This is a genomic window from Larkinella bovis, from assembly GCF_042655385.1.
GTDB classification, from domain to species: domain Bacteria; phylum Bacteroidota; class Bacteroidia; order Cytophagales; family Spirosomataceae; genus Larkinella; species Larkinella bovis.
On the sequence record NZ_JBHSMA010000002.1, the window covers coordinates 874,675 to 893,119 of the forward strand.

At 52.4% G+C, this 18,445-nt stretch carries 16 protein-coding genes; 5 read left to right on the forward strand and 11 right to left on the reverse strand.

Going from position 1 to position 18,445, the window contains the following annotated elements; translation table 11 throughout:
* Positions 1 to 17: 17 nt before the first annotated feature.
* Together ACFPMF_RS10805 and ACFPMF_RS10810 are read left to right on the forward strand one after the other, a co-directional pair.
* The gene (locus ACFPMF_RS10805) at positions 18 to 767 is read left to right on the forward strand and encodes a zinc ribbon domain-containing protein (RefSeq protein WP_379844323.1); all 750 of its coding nucleotides are present in this window, start codon (positions 18 to 20) and stop codon (positions 765 to 767) included.
* A gap of 90 nt (positions 768 to 857) precedes the next feature.
* Positions 858 to 2,351, forward strand: coding sequence for a tetratricopeptide repeat protein (locus ACFPMF_RS10810; protein WP_379844325.1), 1,494 nt, complete (start codon positions 858 to 860; stop codon positions 2,349 to 2,351).
* Here ACFPMF_RS10810 and ACFPMF_RS10815 read toward each other — a convergent pair.
* The 3 genes from ACFPMF_RS10815 to ACFPMF_RS10825 form a co-directional block, all read right to left on the reverse strand.
* Positions 2,329 to 3,060, reverse strand: a complete 732-nt coding sequence (locus ACFPMF_RS10815; RefSeq protein ID WP_379844328.1) for a LytR/AlgR family response regulator transcription factor — start codon at positions 3,058 to 3,060, stop codon at positions 2,329 to 2,331. The two genes, ACFPMF_RS10810 and ACFPMF_RS10815, sit on opposite strands and share 23 nt — an antisense overlap.
* A gap of 112 nt (positions 3,061 to 3,172) precedes the next feature.
* Entirely contained in the window at positions 3,173 to 4,240 is a 1,068-nt protein-coding gene (locus tag ACFPMF_RS10820) for a sensor histidine kinase (RefSeq protein ID WP_379844331.1), read from the reverse strand.
* Between the two features lie 167 nt (positions 4,241 to 4,407).
* Positions 4,408 to 5,046 (reverse strand): histidine phosphatase family protein, encoded by a 639-nt coding sequence (locus ACFPMF_RS10825; RefSeq protein WP_379844334.1) that lies wholly within the window; start codon positions 5,044 to 5,046, stop codon positions 4,408 to 4,410.
* A gap of 161 nt (positions 5,047 to 5,207) precedes the next feature.
* Between ACFPMF_RS10825 and ACFPMF_RS10830 the strand changes: the two genes are divergently transcribed.
* On the forward strand, positions 5,208 to 5,627 hold the full coding sequence (locus tag ACFPMF_RS10830; RefSeq protein ID WP_379844337.1) for a hotdog fold thioesterase: 420 nt from the start codon (positions 5,208 to 5,210) through the stop codon (positions 5,625 to 5,627).
* Between the two features lie 146 nt (positions 5,628 to 5,773).
* Positions 5,774 to 6,241 (forward strand): response regulator, encoded by a 468-nt coding sequence (locus tag ACFPMF_RS10835; protein ID WP_379844340.1) that lies wholly within the window; start codon positions 5,774 to 5,776, stop codon positions 6,239 to 6,241.
* 150 nt (positions 6,242 to 6,391) lie between these two features.
* Here the strand turns inward: ACFPMF_RS10835 and ACFPMF_RS10840 are convergent, their stop codons facing one another.
* The 3 genes from ACFPMF_RS10840 to ACFPMF_RS10850 form a co-directional block, all read right to left on the reverse strand.
* Positions 6,392 to 7,270 carry a DUF808 domain-containing protein gene (locus ACFPMF_RS10840; protein WP_379844343.1) on the reverse strand — a complete coding sequence of 293 codons (879 nt, stop codon included), beginning with the start codon at positions 7,268 to 7,270 and terminating at the stop codon, positions 6,392 to 6,394.
* Positions 7,271 to 7,555: 285 nt separating this feature from the next.
* Positions 7,556 to 8,599 (reverse strand): sensor histidine kinase, encoded by a 1,044-nt coding sequence (locus ACFPMF_RS10845; RefSeq protein WP_379844346.1) that lies wholly within the window; start codon positions 8,597 to 8,599, stop codon positions 7,556 to 7,558.
* 1 nt (position 8,600) lies between these two features.
* On the reverse strand, positions 8,601 to 9,368 hold the full coding sequence (locus ACFPMF_RS10850; protein ID WP_379844349.1) for a LytR/AlgR family response regulator transcription factor: 768 nt from the start codon (positions 9,366 to 9,368) through the stop codon (positions 8,601 to 8,603).
* Between the two features lie 256 nt (positions 9,369 to 9,624).
* Here ACFPMF_RS10850 and ACFPMF_RS10855 point away from each other — a divergent pair, with 256 nt between their 5' ends.
* Complete coding sequence (locus tag ACFPMF_RS10855) at positions 9,625 to 10,839, forward strand: isochorismate synthase (RefSeq protein WP_379844352.1); 1,215 nt, start codon at positions 9,625 to 9,627, stop codon at positions 10,837 to 10,839.
* 55 nt (positions 10,840 to 10,894) lie between these two features.
* On the opposite strand, the gene ACFPMF_RS10860 is transcribed toward ACFPMF_RS10855, so the two are convergent.
* From ACFPMF_RS10860 to ACFPMF_RS10880, 5 genes are all read right to left on the reverse strand, one after another.
* The gene (locus ACFPMF_RS10860) at positions 10,895 to 11,047 is read right to left on the reverse strand and encodes a hypothetical protein (protein ID WP_379844355.1); all 153 of its coding nucleotides are present in this window, start codon (positions 11,045 to 11,047) and stop codon (positions 10,895 to 10,897) included.
* A gap of 62 nt (positions 11,048 to 11,109) precedes the next feature.
* Positions 11,110 to 11,331: a hypothetical protein gene (locus tag ACFPMF_RS10865; RefSeq protein ID WP_379844358.1), complete on the reverse strand. Its 222-nt coding sequence runs from the start codon at positions 11,329 to 11,331 to the stop codon at positions 11,110 to 11,112.
* 393 nt (positions 11,332 to 11,724) lie between these two features.
* Positions 11,725 to 13,122 carry an efflux transporter outer membrane subunit gene (locus ACFPMF_RS10870; protein WP_379844360.1) on the reverse strand — a complete coding sequence of 466 codons (1,398 nt, stop codon included), beginning with the start codon at positions 13,120 to 13,122 and terminating at the stop codon, positions 11,725 to 11,727.
* Between the two features lie 165 nt (positions 13,123 to 13,287).
* Positions 13,288 to 13,497 carry a hypothetical protein gene (locus ACFPMF_RS10875; RefSeq protein WP_379844362.1) on the reverse strand — a complete coding sequence of 70 codons (210 nt, stop codon included), beginning with the start codon at positions 13,495 to 13,497 and terminating at the stop codon, positions 13,288 to 13,290.
* Positions 13,498 to 13,672: 175 nt separating this feature from the next.
* The gene (locus ACFPMF_RS10880) at positions 13,673 to 18,319 is read right to left on the reverse strand and encodes a translocation/assembly module TamB domain-containing protein (RefSeq protein WP_379844364.1); all 4,647 of its coding nucleotides are present in this window, start codon (positions 18,317 to 18,319) and stop codon (positions 13,673 to 13,675) included.
* Positions 18,320 to 18,445 lie beyond the last annotated feature (126 nt).

Here is an 18,445-nt window from a genome sequence, read left to right on the forward strand (position 1 = left end):
CAGCAAAAACCGCACGAATGGAACTGACGATTGCGCAAAAACTCGAAGCACTTCTAAAACTTCAATCGATTGACTCTCAGCTTGATGAATTAAAAAAGATCCGCGGTGACCTGCCGGAAGAGGTGCGCGATCTGGAAGATGATATTGCCGGATTTGAGACCCGTATCGGTAAATTCAACACCGACATTCAGGGATTAGAAGAAGAAATCGACCGGAACAAGGCCGTCAAAAAAGACGCAGAACGGTTGATTGCACGCTACAAAGATCAGCAGATGAACGTCCGCAACAACCGCGAGTTCGACGCCATCTCGAAAGAAGTGGAACTGCAAACGCTGGAAATTGAATTGGCCGATAAGAAAATCAATGAGGCTTCATTCAAAATCCGGAACAAGCAGGAAGAAATCAAAGCAACGCAGTCGGCTTTGGATGAGCGCAAGGAGGATTTGAAAGTGAAGATGCTGGAACTCAATCAGATTACTTCGGAGAGCCAGGACGAGGAGAAAGCCTTGCTGGCTAATCGGGATGAGCAGGCTACGCATATTGAAGAGCGATTGCTGAAATCGTACAATAAAATCCGGGAAAACGCGCTGAACGGCCTGGCCGTTGTCATTGTGAAACGCGGTGCCTGTGGTGGTTGCTTCAACGTGGTGCCGCCCCAGCGCCAGGCCGATATCCGGGATAAAAAGAAAATCATCGTTTGCGAGCATTGTGGTCGCATTTTCGCCGATGTTGAAGGCGTTCCTGAGCCGGTTTCGTCGCGTCGATAACCCATTTCTTTTCCATTAAGAGGTCACCTGCTGGTGGCCTTTTTTTGTTCCCTGTGCTGGCAAACGGTTCGGAAACCGTATTTTCGCAGCATGCGAATTCTCTTGGTGCTGTGGGTTGCCGGGTGTGTCTCAACGGGTGCGCAGGCGGCCGATTTCGATTTTTCACCCAACCTGCAACGGGCATACGACGAGGTCCTGAAATTAAAAGTGCAGGAGGGCCGGCGGTTGCTGACGGATGAGGTTGCGCGTCGAAATGGGATTGCGGTTTATGTGGACGACTTTGCGGACATGATGACCCTGCTGGTTTCGGATAACCGGCAACTCTTCGAACAGTGGGAAGATCGGCAGGATGAGCGGCTGGATTTGCTCCGGGATCTGGACGAAAACTCGCCCTGGCAGCGGTTTGCCCAGGCCGAGATCCGGCTGCACTGGGCATTTGTCAAACTCAAATTCGGGCAGGAAGCGAGTGCCTGCTGGGACGTCATTCGGGCGTATAAGCTCCTGGAAGAAAACCGGAAGAAATTTCCCGGTTTTTTACCCACCTATAAATCGCTGGGCCTGCTGCACGTGATGATTGGGGCGGTTCCCGATACGTATACCTGGGTGACCCGCATCCTGGGATTGCGCGGTAACATCAGGCAGGGGTTACAGGAAATCCGGACCGTCGCGCAAAAGGATGCGGTTTTTCAAACCGAGGCCGAGTTGATCGAGGTACTGATTCGGGCGTATGTCCTGAAATTGACGCCGGGCGACGTTGCCCATCTGAAAAAACTGGTGCAAAGTAATCCGGATAATCTGCTGCTCCACTTTTTCGCTACTTCGGTTTTCATCAAGGAAGCCCGGAGCGAAGAGGCCCTCCGCTTTCTGAAAAACCGCCCGGTGGGGCCGGCCTACCTGCCGTTTCCGATTCTGGAAAACTTACGGGCCGACATCCTGCTGCAAAAGGCCGAATACCCGGAAGCCGCGTCGGCTTATCGCACGTTCCTGGGTCAGTATAAAGGTGTTAATTTCCTGAAAGACAGTTACTATAAACAGTTTTTGTGTTATTGGCTCGCCGACGAAGAGGCCAAAGCCGCCCCCTTGCTCCGGCAGGCGATGCAGGTGGGAGCCACAGTGGTCGAATCGGATAAGGCTGCCCAGAAGTTTGCGGAATTATACTTTAAAAAAGGGATTTCGCCCCGGCAGAAAATCCTGATGAAAGCCCGGCTGGCAACCGACGGCGGGTATTACGACACGGCCTGGCAAACGCTGCGCCCATTTACCGAAACGGCCTTTCCGCTGGCGAACGAAAAGGCCGAATTCAATTACCGGAAAGGCCGGATTTTGCAGCGCCGGGGCGATGAAGACGAGGCCGTGCCGTATTTTGAACGGGCCATCCTGTTAAGCGAAACCGAGCACTTTTCCTACGGAGCGACGTCTGCCCTGCAATTGGGATACCTTTATCAGCAGAAGCGCAATGTGCCCAAAGCGCGGCAGTATTTTCAGAAAGCCCTGAGTTTCAAAAAGCACGAATACAAAAACAGCATCGACAACAAGGCCCGGGCGGCCCTCAACGAACTGTCTACAGGCTCATCAACTCCTTAAACCGAATCGCCTGCCGACGGCTGATCTCAATTTTGTCGCCCCCTTTGAGCGTCACCAGCAAACCGCCACTGAACCAGGGCTCGATTTTGTCAATCCAGGGGAGGTTGATAATGTGTTTGCGGTTGGCCCGGAAGAAGGTGTTGGGGTCCAGCCGGTCCTCCAGACTGTTCAACGACTTCAGTACCAGCGGTTTCTGGTCATCGAAGTGGAGACGCACATAATTGCCCATCGATTCGAACAGCCGCACTTTCCCGAGTTTGACAAACCAGCATTTTTCGCCGTCTTTGACAAAGACCTGATCGTTTTCACCCAGAATCTTGTTGGCATCCCGGCGCGGGGCTTCCGTTTCGGGGTGGTGAGTGTTTTCTTCGACGCGGTTGATGGCCTCCGAAAGCCGGTTCAGTTCGATCGGTTTCAGCAGGTAATCCAGCGCGTTGTATTCAAAAGCCGTAATGGCGTATTCATCGTAAGCGGTCGTGAAAATGACTTCCGGCGCTTTGCCGTCGATGGCGGATAATAACTCAAAACCGTTTTTGCCGGGCATCTGGATATCCAGAAACAGCAACTCCGGCTGGAGTTCATCGATCATCTTCAGGGCTTCGTCGGCATTGGCTGCTTCGCCAATCACTTCTAGTTTGGGAAAATTATCCAGTAACCGGCGCAGTTCATTCCGGGCCAGGCGCTCGTCATCAACAATGAGTGTCTTCATTACATAGTTTAAGGTTTAAAAGTTTAAGGTTTAACGTGGATAGTTTAGGGCTGAAATTTAAACGGGATGGCCAGGCGTTAAACGTCAAATCACAAACTAATTACGATAAGCTTTAAACTCTTTTCAATTCTTCCATCCGTTTAAATACACCGACCGATTGCAAGGGAATGACAATATCCGCGCAAACGACCTCGGCAGATTCCTGCAAAATCCGGAAACTGGCTTCGGGGCCGTAGAGCAGTTCGAGCCGTTGCGAGGTGTTTTTCAGGCCAAAACCGCCCGACGCTTCCGTATTGCCCAGAACGCCGGTATTGCGAATCCGGATGTACAGTAAACGATCTTCGAGCCAGGTGGTCAGTTCGACAAAACCGCCGTTGATGGCTTTCTGGACTCCGTGTTTGATGGCGTTTTCGACCAGCGTCTGGAGCATCATCGGCGGCACCTGCAAATATTGGGTTTTGGGATCAATTTCCAGTTGGCAATGCAGACGATCTTCGTAGCGTACTTTTTCGAGAGCGAGGTAATCTTCGACGGTTTTGATTTCTTCCCGGAGTTCGACGGTTTTGCGCCGATCGGCCAGCAGCGAGTTGCGGAGGATGTTGGAGAGTTGGGTAATGCTTTGCTGGGCTTTGGTCGGATTTTCGAGCACCAGCGCGCGGATGCTATTGAGGGCGTTGAAGACAAAGTGTGGATTGAGCTGGGAGCGGAGTACTTTGGCTTCAGACTCGCGAATCGAGGTTTTTAGCAGAATTTTTTCGATTTCGGCGTTGCGGGATCGTTCGACATAATGGTAGGCGGTGTAACTCAGAACCCAGGCCAGCATGCATTTTCCCCAGTTCAGCAGGTACCCCAGCACAATGGATGGTTCGTCGGCCAGGTATTGGGGGAGGACCTGTTTATCGATCGGCAGGTTGATGATGGTCATGATCACGGCCAGCACAAAAACCGAGAGAACAACCCGCGGAACCAGTTGAAAGAACGGGAGCTGCACCCACCGCCATCGTTTAATCATCAGGCGGTACAGGTGAGTCAGTAAAATACAAAGGATAATGGTGGCAATGGCTTCGTAGAAGAAATCCGCTTTATAGCCTTCTGCAAAGGTAAAAATGGCGAACTCGGCCATAATGAGCATTGTCCACCCAACAATCTGGCAAAACCAATATATTCTATTCTTAGACATGCTTTCACATCAAAATCTACTTCAACGACACGGTACATGTAGCGAATATAGTATTTTGTAGATGAAGTGCGGTTTTTATTACAGGAGTGGTTATATAGGATTTTCAGGTGCGGATTTTCGGTTACATAACCAGACGGCCTCCCGTGATGGGGTCAGTGGAACCACGATTAATGATGCATAACCAGCGCCAGCAAGTGCGTGCTGTCGTTGGCTACTTCGATGGTGAACCTCCGGGTATCGTAATCGTATTGTAACTTATACAGACAGAGGTTACTGTGCTCATACATATCCATTGTCGCCAGCGATTCGTCCATCAGCCAGGATAGCAGGATGCGAATGGCCCGGCCGTGCATGCAGATCAGGATGGGGTTTTCGTCGGCCCGGGAAAGAAGGAGATCGATCACGGGTTTCTGGCGTTGGGCCACCTGATCGGGGCTTTCGCCGTCTTCCGTCGGGTAGTCGGTATGGCCGGCGGCCCAGTTTTTGATGAGCGTGCTGTAATACTCGTTGTCGAAATTGTTGGGCATTTTGCCTTCACGGGCTCCCCAGCTGATCTCGTTGAGTCCCTCGTAGCTTTCGTGCGGTATGCCGGCTTCGATGAAACACTGCACCGACTGCCGGGTACGCCGGAGTTTCGAGGTGTATACTTTCGAGAACGGAATGTGCTGATAGGCCTGATAAAACGCCAGCGCCTGGGCCTGTCCCATCGCATTCAAATCCGAATCCACACCACTGCCCTGGACAACGCCCTGGCGGTTATAATCGGTTTCGCCGTGGCGAATGAGATATATCGTTTTTTGTTTCAATCTCGCTTTTATAATATTGGAAAATGAATACTGAACGCGCGAATAATAAATAGAATAATGATTTGCCTTTAAATAATTCAATATCTACTATTCCAACCTATGGATTTGTGTCAACGAAGCGCTCGAAAACGCCTGCAAAATTACGAAAAAATGTTCATAAAATGAAGCCAGACTGGACATTAGAAACCCTGCAACAGTTCCACCACAACTCGATTGTTCACCATTTGGGCATTGAACTGACCGAACTCGGCGATGGCTACCTCATGGCCCGGATGCCCGTCGATCATCGGACGCGCCAGCCGTTCGGGATCCTGCACGGTGGCGCATCGGTTGTGCTTGCCGAAACGCTCGGAAGCATCGCATCCGTTATGCAACTCGACGATCCCAACCGGCAGCGGGCCGTCGGGCTCGAAATCAATGCCAACCACGTCCGGTCGGTCAGGGAAGGCTGGGTGTACGGGAAAGTAACACCGATTCACGTGGGCCGCACCACACACATCTGGGATATTCGGATTACCGATGAAGCCGGGAAACTGGTCTGTATCTGTCGCCTGACCGTGGCCGTGATTGAGGGGCACTGACCGGATGGAAAAACCGGGTTTTGACGGACGTTTAACCGGTTTTATACCATAAACTAACTAAGCAATTATCGGGTAAATTCTAGTCCGATAATTGCTGGGTGTGAAAAGGTTAGGTAGTTGCCTTTAAGTGCTTTCGCGGAAATATCATGGCTGATTCGGAATGCGGTAATTCACCGTCAATACCCTCGCGTCGGGTGGCGGTTTGCAGGAGTCCACTTCTTTATATTATTGAAGATAATGATGATAATCTTTTATTGTATGAATGGATCTTTACCCGTCACCTTCGCACTATAACCTTTCACCTCTTTTCCGACGGTACGTTCCTCCGCTCTCGCCTGGAAGCGGCCCGGCAAAAACCGGATCTTATTCTGCTGGACCTGAAAATGCCTTATATCAGCGGGCTTGAATTGCTGGTTCAGCTCAAGCAGGATCCGCACTGGAAGGATATTCCGGTCATTATCTATACCCATTCCACGTCCGAAAGGGAGAGGGAAGCCTGTTTCCAGGCCGGTGCCAGCGGTTTCATCCACAAAGAAATTTCCGTACACGGTATTCGGGCGCAACTCGAGGACGTTTGCCAGGTCTGGCTGAAAGCAAACCGGTTTACTGTGTAGATCTTATCGAATACGGTTGAGCTTTCGAAGGCAAAAGGAGCGATCCCACTAGCTGTCAATGCCTTGGGACCACTCCAGCGTGCATCCGCAAATGGAAACAAGGATATAAAATGATCAGAGTTAGCCGGCCCGCCAACGCGCCATAGTAAATCAAGATGCCGACGATGGAACCTTACGAAGCATCTTGATGAGGGCCATCAGGCCAGCAAGGACTAATCCGACCACTAACCCAAGCCCCAGCTCTTTGATCATAGATGGAAGGGCTGGAAACAACGAGTGCAGGGAATGGATGTTGTGCACAAAGATGCCGCCCGCCACTAATAACAGGGCAAACGTCCCCACTACGTTTAAGATCCGGATCACAACCGGTAAGGCCCCCACCAGCCCACGACCCAGCCTGGAAAGGAACCCGTTCCCGTTCGAGCGTTTGATGAGTCGATAGCCCGCATCGTCCATTCTCACAATCAGTGCCACGATGCCATATACACCCACCGTGGCCAGCAGAGCCACGGCCGACACCGTTACGATCTGGATTACGGTCTCCTGTTCCGTCACCGTTCCCAGGGCAATGATGACAATTTCGATCGAAAGGATAAAGTCGGTGGTGATGGCAGCTTTGATTTTAGCTTTTTCAGGATCGCCCCCGACCTGTTCCTGCTCGGTGTCGGTGTGGACCGGCGGTTTTCCGTGGCTGGTATGGGTTATGTATTCAATGATTTTTTCGGCCCCTTCGTAGGCCAGGTAACAACCGCCCAGTAGCAGGATGATGGTGATCGCGGCCGGAAAGAATCCATTCAGCAGAAGGGCAACGGGAACGATGATCAGTTTGTTAATCAAGGACCCTTTGGTAATGGCCCAAAGGATGGGCAATTCTCGTTCGGCCAGAAAGCCCGTCGCTTTTTCGGCGTTTACGGCCAGATCGTCCCCCAGAATCCCGGCGGTTTTCCGGGTGGCTACTTTAGTGGCCAGGGCCATATCATCCATTAAGGCGGCTATATCATCCAAGATGGCGAAAAAACCCGATGCCATTTCCGTTTTGCGTTTAGATCTGATTCAATACAACTTTTCAGGGCGGAAAGTTAGCGAGAATGAATCGAAAAGCACGAATCTGTGGCATATTCAGTGATGGAAAGGAGTCCAGACTGAGGGCCTTCCGGAAATTCTATCGTCTGGTAAACGGGAGAATAGGAGACCACTACGATAGCGTCGTGTAAAAAGTGTCTGACAAATCAAGGAGATTGCTGCCCAAGCGGTAGGCAAGTAGCGGGGGCGGTACCATCAGTTGGCTGGCTACCGTGTCTGGGATGGGGCGATTTACGATCTCACTACCTCCGCCGTAGGCGCCAGCAGCGGCACGCCCACCAGAAACTTCTGGTCGTCGTAGTGGATTGTGACGGGCGAGTGGGCGAGGAGTTTATACTTGATCATGATGTTCTGCAAACCGATCTGGTTGGAGGGCACGGCGACCTTCTTTTTCTGCATGTTGTTCTCCACGAACAAATGGCCGTCACTGGTATAAATCTTGATCGTTAACGGACGGCTGACGGCGATAATGTTGTGTTTGATGGCATTTTCGAACAAAATCTGCAGCGTCAGGGGCGGAATTACGTAGGTAAGATACACCGGTTCAATGTCGGTTTCCATGAAAATGCCGTCGCCGTACCGGGTTTTCAACAGGTGGAAATAAGCTTTGATGAATTGAATTTCGTCATTCAGGGGACACAAATCCCGGTTATTTTGCTGCAGCAGATACCGGTAAACCGACGAGAGTTCATCCACAAACAACTCGGCCTGTTCGGCATCGCTGGTGATCAGCGATGAAAGGGAGTTGAGGTTGTTGAACAGAAAATGCGGATTAATCTGGGTTTTCAGGGAATCGAGCTGGCTTTGCAGGTTTACCTTCTTCAATTCCTGGGCTTCCGTGTAGGTAACTTTCCAGCGCTGGTAGAGGTAAACCCCTTCGTAAAAAGCCGCAATCTGAATCGTGCCGACGACCGAAACGAGCGTATTGAAAAAATACGGTCTGAACAACAACGCATCTTCAATCGGCCATAGGCCAATGAGTTCATACACAAACGTTTGGGTGATGCGGATCAGGCTCGAAAAAAATACAAACCAGGTAAGCTGGTACAGAATGCGGTGCAGCGTCTGGTTAAGTTCCGGGTATTTCCGGCGGGACAGAATAATGCCCCAGCGGTTGGTTTCCCAAACGACAACGCTGCCCAGAATAAAGAAAAAAGGAATGCGCCAGTCGTCCGGGTACGGGACATTGGTGTAGCCGTACATCGCCCACTGACCCGTTAATGCCAGCAAAGGAACGCCAATCAGGCGCATCCATCTGTCGTTCAATTTCTGCATTCTATCGGCCGATCCACGCTTTGAAGTCTTTGATCCGGTCGCGGCTGACGACAATATCCTGCATGAGTCCGCCCGATTTCAGATCCAGCTTAAGTTGCCCGTTAAGGTAAGCATGAATTTGGGAAACCGCCCGGAGTTCCACTATAAACTGTTCATTTATCCGGAAAAAATGACGCGGTTCCAGAATCTGCTCCAGTTGGTCGAGCGGATAATCGATGGTATATCGGTTGTTGTCGCGGCCGTATAAATAGGTAATCCCTTCCTTGGTGTAAAAAAAACTGACCTCAGCCGCATCGATCGAGACAAGCCGTTGCTTGTAGCGGGCCAGAAACTGACTCCGAAATTCCGGTTTTCGCAGTTGTTTCCGAAGATCGTCCACCAGATAACCGATGTCGGACGACGAAACTTTAGCGGCCGTACTGGTCTGGTATTTCTGCAGAACCTGTTCAAGTTCCTCTTTTTTTATGGGCTTTAACAGATAATCGAAGCGGTTAAGCTGAAACGATCGAACGGCCGTTTCGTCGTACGAGGTTGTAAAGACAACCGGGCATTCGATGGCAACCTGATTGAAAATTTCAAAACTCTGCCCGTCGGACAATTCAATGTCCATCAGGATGAGGTCAGGAAGGGGGTTGGTAGTAAGCCAGTTAACGGTTGATTCGATGCCATCCGTCGTGCCCGCAATCCGTATTTCAGGATTGACCTGCCACAGGAGTTTCTTGAGTTTCTGAACGGCCAGCGGCTCGTCTTCAACGACCAGGATGTTCATTGTGCTGTACAAGTTAAAAAGGAGATTAAGTACGGCCTTATCGGAATTAAAACCAACCTTATTCGGGACGAAGCGTGCAAAATCGGCCATGAGTTGTTACTTTACCCCCATGAACCGTAAGCAGGAAAAAATCCGGTTGATGGTCTATTTTTTGCGATGTTTTCACTTTTTGCGCACAAAAAATAAGAACAATCTGTTATCCGATTAGAGCTAAATTTGCAGCGCTACTATTTCGATAATGCAATTTTTAACGCACTTGTCATCAACTGTACAAACGCGGCAGGATTTCCGGGCACTCTGGGAAGCCGCTATTCTGGCGGGTTATCCTGCTGCCCTCTGGCGACTTCCGAACCGGACCGACCGCGAATTGATAATCGATGCGTCGGGTACGGTTTCGACTGTGGGGTTGGATTTTGAAGAATTGCCGATGGGTTTTGCCGTCAGTCCGTTTATCAATCCGGACGCTGAAAATACCCTGTTTTTAAAAGCCGATTTTTACTGGCGTTTCGACGAGGAAGGCAACATCCTGGCGGTTCAGAACAAGTTCTCCGACGGCCACCCCGCGGTGGAAGCCCTGTATCGAAAGGGATCAAAAACCGCTCGGAAGGACGTACTTTCCAATCTTGAGGTGGTAGAACCGGTTGATTCCCAGCAGGACCCTTTCGAAAAGGCGGTCAGCCGGGCGATTCGACAGATCAAGCGTGGCAAATTTCGCAAGGTGGTGTTGTCTCGCACGAAAACCATTCGGTTCGACGCACAACCCGATATTCCGACGCTGTTTAACCGGCTTTGCAATGCATATCCGAACGCTTTTGTTTCAGCGGTTTATCTGCCGGATCGCAACCAGGTCTGGATTGGGGCTACTCCCGAACGACTGGTGAGCCTGGAGGCCAATGGGGTTTTTCGGACCGTGGCGCTGGCAGGAACGCAGTCGGCGTTTGATTCGGAAGGGCGAACCAAACGGGCGATGGATGCCCCCTGGACGCAGAAAGAAATCGAAGAACAGGCGCTGGTCGGGCGTTACATTATTGGCTGTTTCAAGAAAATCCGGATTCGGGAATACATCGAGGAAGGGCCGCGCACCGTCGTGGCCGGCAATCTGATGCACCTCCGTTCGGACTATTCCGTCGATACCCAGGCCGTGAATTTCCCGCAGCTGGGCACGGTGATGCTGCGGCTATTACACCCGACATCAGCCGTTTGCGGAATGCCGCGGGAAGAAGCGCAGGAGTTTATTTTGCAAAATGAAAGCCATCAGCGCGAATTATACAGCGGTTTTCTCGGGCCAGTCAACATTTTCCAGACGAAGGGGGCCGAATCGCACTTGTTTGTCAACCTGCGTTGCATGAAACTCGAAGGCCAGGACGGCACGCTCTATGCCGGGGCCGGTCTGACAGAAGACTCCTCACCCGCCAAAGAATGGCGTGAAACGGAGCTGAAATGCGATACACTGTTATCAATTTTGAGGTAGGCAAGAAGCGGTAAGAAGGACCTTAGGCAATTCTTACCGCTTCTTGCTTACCGCTTCATTCCCTCGGCCCTTCTGCCGGGTCATTCGGTGCCCGGTGTTCTTCCGTCATGCGGTTGGCCTGGGCGCTTTCGGCAGGTGGCTCTGAATCCTGATCGTGGTAGGTTTCCGCCGGTTCCTGATCGGATGGTTTGTTTTCTTTGGGTTCCATACCTGGCTGGAAATTAAGACTGTTTGCAAATAGACGGCGTCGTTGACGGGAGCGGCCGACGATTAAATATCGTCATCTTCGTCTTCTACTTCCTCGTCCGTCAACTCTTCATCCTCATCGTCTGTGATGGTCAGTTCTTCTTCATCGTACTCCTCATCATCTTCCTCGTTCGGATCGGGCATGGCCGAATAACCACCATAGCCGTTGCTGGTCATATTTTCAGGATACTTCGCGTTCGGCATGAGGGTATCCTCGGCGGTTGTCTGGTTGTCTGCGCGTGTCATTGATAGAAAGGTTTACGTGGAAATATCACTAAAACGCGGGCCCGGAAAGAAGGTTTGAAAGATTTGCGTGCTTTGATGGAATGGGAACAAAAGGGTGCAGTTCCGGCGGAGAGCCGACTTTTTGCCATAGGTACTACCATCCGATCGTTTGCCGGATGGCGTCAAGCCTTCTCCTGATTCGCTTCTTTTTCCTGGAAACCGGCTGGGGCCGACTGATGCGGAAAACCGCAAAGGGGGAGGACAGTTGAAGCACTCTTTCGGCGGCCTTATGATCTCACGCAGGGAAGTGGCAGCTGGCAGGCCGGTTTTGCCCTGCCAAACGAACCCACTAACCACCAAGGAGGCTGGAGGACGGGAAGGCAACTAAAAACCGGATTCCCTTCCTGCTGTTTCTTAAAAACTTCCGCCCAACGCTTTGAGCAGTGCAACGGTATACGATGCCCGCTGGCCTTGCAGAATGACGAGTTGACGTTCGGAATCGAGCACGGTGCGCTGGGCATCGAGTACTTCCAGGAAGGTTGTCAACCCTTTGCCATACAGCTCACGGTTCAGCCGTTCGGTGTAGCGGGCCGATTCGAGGGCGGTGTTCTGGGCGTCGATTTGCTGACGCGTGTTTTGCAGATTATCCAGAGCGGTTTCGGCTTCCCGCTGGGCGATCAGAACCCGTTGCTGATAAGCGGCATCGTTGGTTTGGTATTGCTGTTGCGCCAGCGCAATATTCTGTTGGTTGCGCTTCCCTTCGAAAATCGGAATGCTGGCGTTAATACCCAGCAGGTAGGTCATACTGGCGGGAACGAACAAACCTCCGATTCGGCCGGTCAGGGTTCCGCCCGAACCCAGCAGATTGATGCGCGGATACAGGGCCGACCGGTTTACCTGAATCTGTACGCTGGCGACCTGCATTTGCTGTTCGGCCTGCAATAGGTCGGGCCGACGGCGCAATTGATCGGCAGAAATGGCCGAAAACGGTAATTCGGGCAGCCCGCCCTCCAGCCGGCCCGGACTCAGGCTGAACGTTGCCGGATTCTGGCCACACAAATTCGATAACGCATTGACTACTTCGGTGCGGCTTCGTTCCAGACTGAGCAGCAAAACCCGGACGTTGGCAAGGTCGGTTTCGGCGCGTTTGGCGTCGATCTCGTTGGTCAATCCGGCCTGAAACCGGGCGCGGATAATGGAAATGGTCGAATCCCGCAGGCTAATATTCCGGCGAACTACGGCCTGTTCGCTATCGTTCGCCCGAATGAGGTAATACAGCCGGGCAATTTCGGAGGCCACAATCAGTTGCGTAATCTGCATATCGGATTCCGAAACCTGCCGTTGCAAATCCGTTACCCGTACGGTATTGCGGATTCGTTTAAACAAATCGACTTCATAACTGGCGTCGATCGGCAGAATCTGTAGCGTGTTGAGTTGCAACCGGGGCAGTCGCTCACTGGTTACCGGAACGGCCACGGGGCGGTATTCGGACAGGCTTTGGGTGTTGAGATTCAGGCTGCTACGAATCGATGGCGACAGGAATGATTCGGCGATCCGGACCCGAATCCGGGCTTCTTCGACCCGGCTGACGGCCACTCGAATGTCGGGGTTGTTGCTCAGGCCACTATCGATCAGCGAGTCGAGCGTCCTGTCGCGGAAAACCGCCCAACCGCTGCGAACCGGATTGGATTGAACACTAACCATCGGGCCGAAGCCGCCCGATGAACTTCCGGCCGAAGCCGCCGACTGCGCCAGGGAAACCGTAACGCTGAGAAGAAAAAACGCAACAGGGAAAGCAACTGATTTTCTCATACTTTTTGTTTTGTGGCCGAACGTTGGCCCTTGGAATCCGAACCGGCTGACCGTCATGTAACCGGTTCCTGCTCCTGCCAACCCGCGAATAAGACGCTGTTTCGGGGGCAACTCCGGCCCGGCGCTTCGGTGGTCCTCCGCAGTTGACTCATCCGGATTTTGGAATCACGATTGATTACCCGGCAGTTCTGACAAGCGGGTTTCCGGGAACGGCATAATTTTCCCCGGCCGCACCGGCGAACCGGTGTTTGACAAATGCGCCACCGGACAATCAGCCGGTGGCCGGATGAAGGCAACAACACCCATACTCAGAATCAGTACCCCCATTGCGACAATGGCGTACTTTTTCTCAAGGGCTAAACGGACAATCCACATGGCCGGTACGTTAAAAAAGAGGAATGCTGCGCGAACTGAAAATAGGACGTATCAAAGGAGAGATGGCGCAAAACTGCAATGTTTTGAAAACAGTTATCGCCTTGAAAAAGGTTTCGATAACTCTCTAGATTTATGTTATTTCTTCTAATTGCCAAAGAATCTATGGGGCTGACGGTTACAACAGAGGGTCATCCATATCCCGAAGCACGGAGGTTTCGGTGGGTGTAGAGATGGTGTTGGCCGGGCGTTCGATGGGCGTGGGCTGCGGACGAACACCGGGCCGGGGTGGTTCGGGCGCAATACCAAACAGCCGGTTGAACGATCGGGTGTACTGAATACTCATTCCGCCCCCGGTGGTGAGCGTTCCGTAGGTCGTCGTGCTCAAGGTGCCAAGCTGATTCTGGTTGCGGTTGTACATTTTCAGCCGGAGTTTCCCGTCTGGCGACAACCAGTATTCCAGCGTCCATTCGCCCAGCAGGCTGGCCACACTGGTCTGATTCTGGCCGTACGTAAAACCGCCATCCCGGCTGATGCGGAACCGGTCATTAAACCGGTAGGAAAGACGAACCTGGAGGTTGTTGACCAGGTTTTGATCCAGCCCGTTGAGCGAAACGCCCACATCCAGGTTTTTGTCCAGAGTCGAAGCCAGCCGGCTGATCTGGTTCGAGAGCAATTCGCTCAGGCTGTTCGTCAGCCCCGAGCCCACCACATTGTTGCTGGCCGCTGCCGGATCGATCAGGCCGAGGCCTTCGCCGGGGGCCAGCTGGCTGAACAACAGGATGCTGCTTACCTGGCGGCCCAGTTCCTGGTCATTGCTTTTCAGCCGGGATTCAAAAGCGGCCACCGCCTGGCGGAAATCCGGTTGTTGCGGGTATTCCTTCACTTTCAGATCGTAGGAAATATCCGGTTTCAGAAGCCGCCCGTTCAGGTTGATCAACAGATCGACCGGATACCGCCGGTTCCGGTCCGGATTGTTGGTCGTACTTGAGGCATAATATTGCAGAATCGGCGCCAGCGAGGCATATTGTGTATAGGCGGTTTTGACGTCCACCATGGCTTCGTAGGGATCTCCGGTCCAGGTAATGCGGCTGTTGGGCAGCATCTGAAACCGTTTGTTGATCACGTTTTCGAAGGTGAATGTATACTCGCCCTGCTGAATTTCGTACGAACCGGTCATCGTGAAGTCCCCTTTCGTATCGATCCGCATGGCCAACTGTCCGGTTCCATACGCTTTGATAATGTCACCGGTCTGGCGGTCGAGCTGGATTTCACAGTACGCGTCGGGCGTAATCGACAGGTTGAAATCCATCCGAATGCCGGACAGATCGACTTCCGGTTCTTTGGTCTTGCTGACACTATCCCGCTGGGCCGGGTTGACGTTGATAAACCGGATGACTTCCTCCTGCGAAACCGTCGTAGCCTGATCGAGCGGAATGAAAATGCGGGTTCCCTTATTGCTGGTGACGTTGGCCCGGATCGCCAGGTTGTCGAACGGACCTTCAATGCTGACCCGCCCACTGGCCACCGCCGTGCCGTAAAAATCTTCGTTATCCTTCAGGGTCGTGTTCATGATTTTGAAATTTTTCATGTCTACGACATTCAGGTCGACGGTGAAGTACTTAAAACCGTCGTGAAAAATTCCGCCCCGCAGGGTGGCACGGCCGCCATTCAGATCCGTCAAGACCATGTTGCGGGCCACAATTTCGTTCGACCCAAAATGAATTTTATCCGAAAAACCGATGTCGGCTTTCAGGTAATCGAGCGTCAGCCGACCGTTCGTTACGTCGATCGTACCGCCCAAAACCGGGCTGCCGGCCTGGCCCTTGATTGTCACGACACCGGTGGCCTTTCCGCCCACATTGGTCGCTATGCCCTTGACAAAGGGTTCCAGAATCCGCAGATCGGTTTCTTCCAGAACCGCCTTTAAATCCAGCGGGTTGGCTGCCGAGTTGCCAGGCGTATAGGTTCCGGTAATGGTCAGGATTTCCTGATCCAGCCGCCGGATCCGGGTGTCCAGATTGATTCGATTCGCCTGGTCGAGTGTGCTTCGGTTGACCAGGTTGCCGATCAGGAAATCGTTGTATTTCAGGGAATCGATGGTCAGGTTTCCGTCGAGCAGGGGCAAACCGTATACACCCCGAATGGCGGCTTTGCCATTGGCTAGCCCCGCTATTTTCGTGTTAAAAACCGGGTTTAGCGTTGCCAGCAGGAAGTTCTTCGTCTCGACCTGTAAGGCTTCGAGCGAATCCCTGGAAACCTTACCGCTGAGAGAAACCAGTTGGTTCTGGTTGGAAACCGATAAATTCCGGACGGTTACTTCCGGTCCGACAATCCGGATCAGGTTATCGGGCGAAATCGCCCAGGTACTGTCCAGCAATCGAAACCGGGAGTTCTGAAGTTCAATATCGATGGCGTCGCCCTTGAACGTCAGCGACCCGTTCAGATCGGCCCGGTTGGTGCTTGTCTGTTGCTGCAGGCTGGTCGTAAAGTCGATGTGATTGACATCCCAGGCTGCTTCGACCTGCAAATTTTCGGTAGCCGCCAGCGAACCGAATTGCTGCTGCCCCGAGTTGATCACCAGCGAAGCCAGCACGTCGGGCGAATGGACATACTTCGAGGTGTTCAGATCGACAGTGCTTTTGTAAAAGTTGTATTGGTCAAATTTCAGCGTGTCGATGACCCCATTGATGGTTAGCAGCGACGACTGATTGACCCCAAACCGTCCCTCCAGCCGGGCGTTGGGCGACACATAAAGCGACGGGTAAAGCAGCGCGAGCAGCGGCTGCGAGTTTTTCAGCAGGAATGAATAGTCGATGTTGTAGGGGATTACCAAAACCGGTTTCCGGAGTTTGTCCTGATAATAAGCGGCCATTCCGGCGGCATTTCCGGCAAAGTTCAGGCGGTATTCCTTCGCAATGCGGTTGAGGTCGTCGGCCACCTGGGTTAACTGGAAATTGCCCTTCAGGTCGGCGTCGAGGTAGTCCGAATGGAGAGCGATCGAACGCTCGTTGTCCGTTACCGACGAATTGATGAACAGGGAATCCAGCACCAGACTCCGTTTGCCATACGTCAGCGAAGTATTCAGCAACCGGGCATTGCCAACGAGTTCGTTGAGGGTATTACCCATTAACTGCACATCCAGGTCGCTGCGAACCAACAGGCTGTCATCCAGCAGGTTGGTGGCTAAAAAATCCGCCTTTTGTACGGTTCCCCGCACATCGAAGAGGTTTTTGGGGCCCCGCAGGTCGAATTCGCCCTTCAGACCAAACGCCAGATTTGTGTCCTGGACGCTCACTTCACCCCGGAAAAAGGACTTTTGGAGGTTGCCCTTAACGGTCATATTCCGGTAGTTATACTGGCGAAATCCGACGCGGCTGAACCGGGCATTGAGGTCGAGGGAACCGTCCTTGATCGTTAAGCCCCGTCCTTCGAATGTGCCCTGTCCGTCAACCTTTTGCAGCAGGTCGGGCTGGTTGATGAGGGCCCCGACATGAACATCCGTTACTTTCAGATTACCCCGGTAGGTTGTGGCCTGATCGCCGTTCAGGTGCAAAGCCAGATCGCCCGAAACGGCACCGATAGCGGTCTGGAACGTTCCGACGGTTTTGAAATCGATAAACCGGCCCGCGTAGGTTGCCGTAAAATTAACCGTGCCCAGCTTCCGGGCAATTTCGTTGAAGGCCGAATCGGAGTAATAGGGACGCAGATCCAGCATATTGACCTGCGACGGTTCGAACCGGAAATCGACAACCGTGTTAACGTCCGTATCCGGTAAGCCTTTGAAAGCCAGGTCGCCGACCAGCCGGCTTCGGCGGTTTTGCCCAAACCGGATATCGGCATTGTGCACCTTGAAATCCCGGATTCGCCCGACATAATCGCCCGACGCCTGAGCCACGTCAAAGTTCTGGTCAAAATACGAGGTGAACGGAGCCAGGTCCTGCGCCCGGACAACCGCGTTCCGCAGGTTGGCGCGCATGATCACCTCGTCGTTAAACTCATTGAAGGCCGAAAAGCTGTCGTACGAAAACACGAGCTGGTTGCGCACCGTCGATCCATTGATGTGCGCATACAGCCCATCGAGACGCATTTCCTTTGCGCAATAGAGAAACTTCGTGTCGAGCCGGTGGATCAGGAGATCAGCCTGTTTTTCAAGACCTTTCATGCGTTTGATATCGACCGCGATGGTGTCGCCCAGCAACAGAAAATCCTTCAGGTTGGCACTTAACCCGTTCACCACAAAGTGGTTATAATCGAACCGCCGGCCTTTCATAGCCGGTTTCCGCATGTCGTGGTACGTGAACTTTCCGTCGATCAGGGTAGCTTTGCCGATGGTGAACGGAATATTCTGGTTGGCCACCGACGGTTTGGTGGTATCGCGGGTCATTTCGTTGATCCGTTCCAGAAAATCATCCATGTTCAGATTGCCGGTTTTGGCATCTTTCACCAGGATCACATCGGGCTGGTACAGCAAAACCTCGTCGAGGTGAATATCCCGGTCCGCGTTGTTGATCAGTTGTTCGAGTTCGAGCGAAACTTCCAGCCGCCCGACGCTGATCATCGGTTTCAGGTCGCGGTTTCGGATGGTAACTTCTTCCAGCGTAAGGGAGTTAACCCACACCTTCGGAAAAGCGAAGTTGATGGCAATGCGCTGGATATCAACCGGAAAAAGGAGTTTTTCGGAGACGCGCTTGGCCGCATAGCGCACGACTTCCGTTTGAACGGCCGGGATTTGCAGGCTCACCATCACAATCCCGGCAACCAGCAGAATCACCAGAACGGTGTAGAGCAGGGTTTTGAGAAGTATGGTGAAAAAGGACCGCATCTAGGGTTTAATGAAGAATAAATACTGAATAGTGGGAAATGCTTTGTCTGCTCGGATGCCCTGATTTTGGGTAGAAATCAATCGAATCGGAAAAGATATTCAGTATTCATTGGTCATTATTCATTA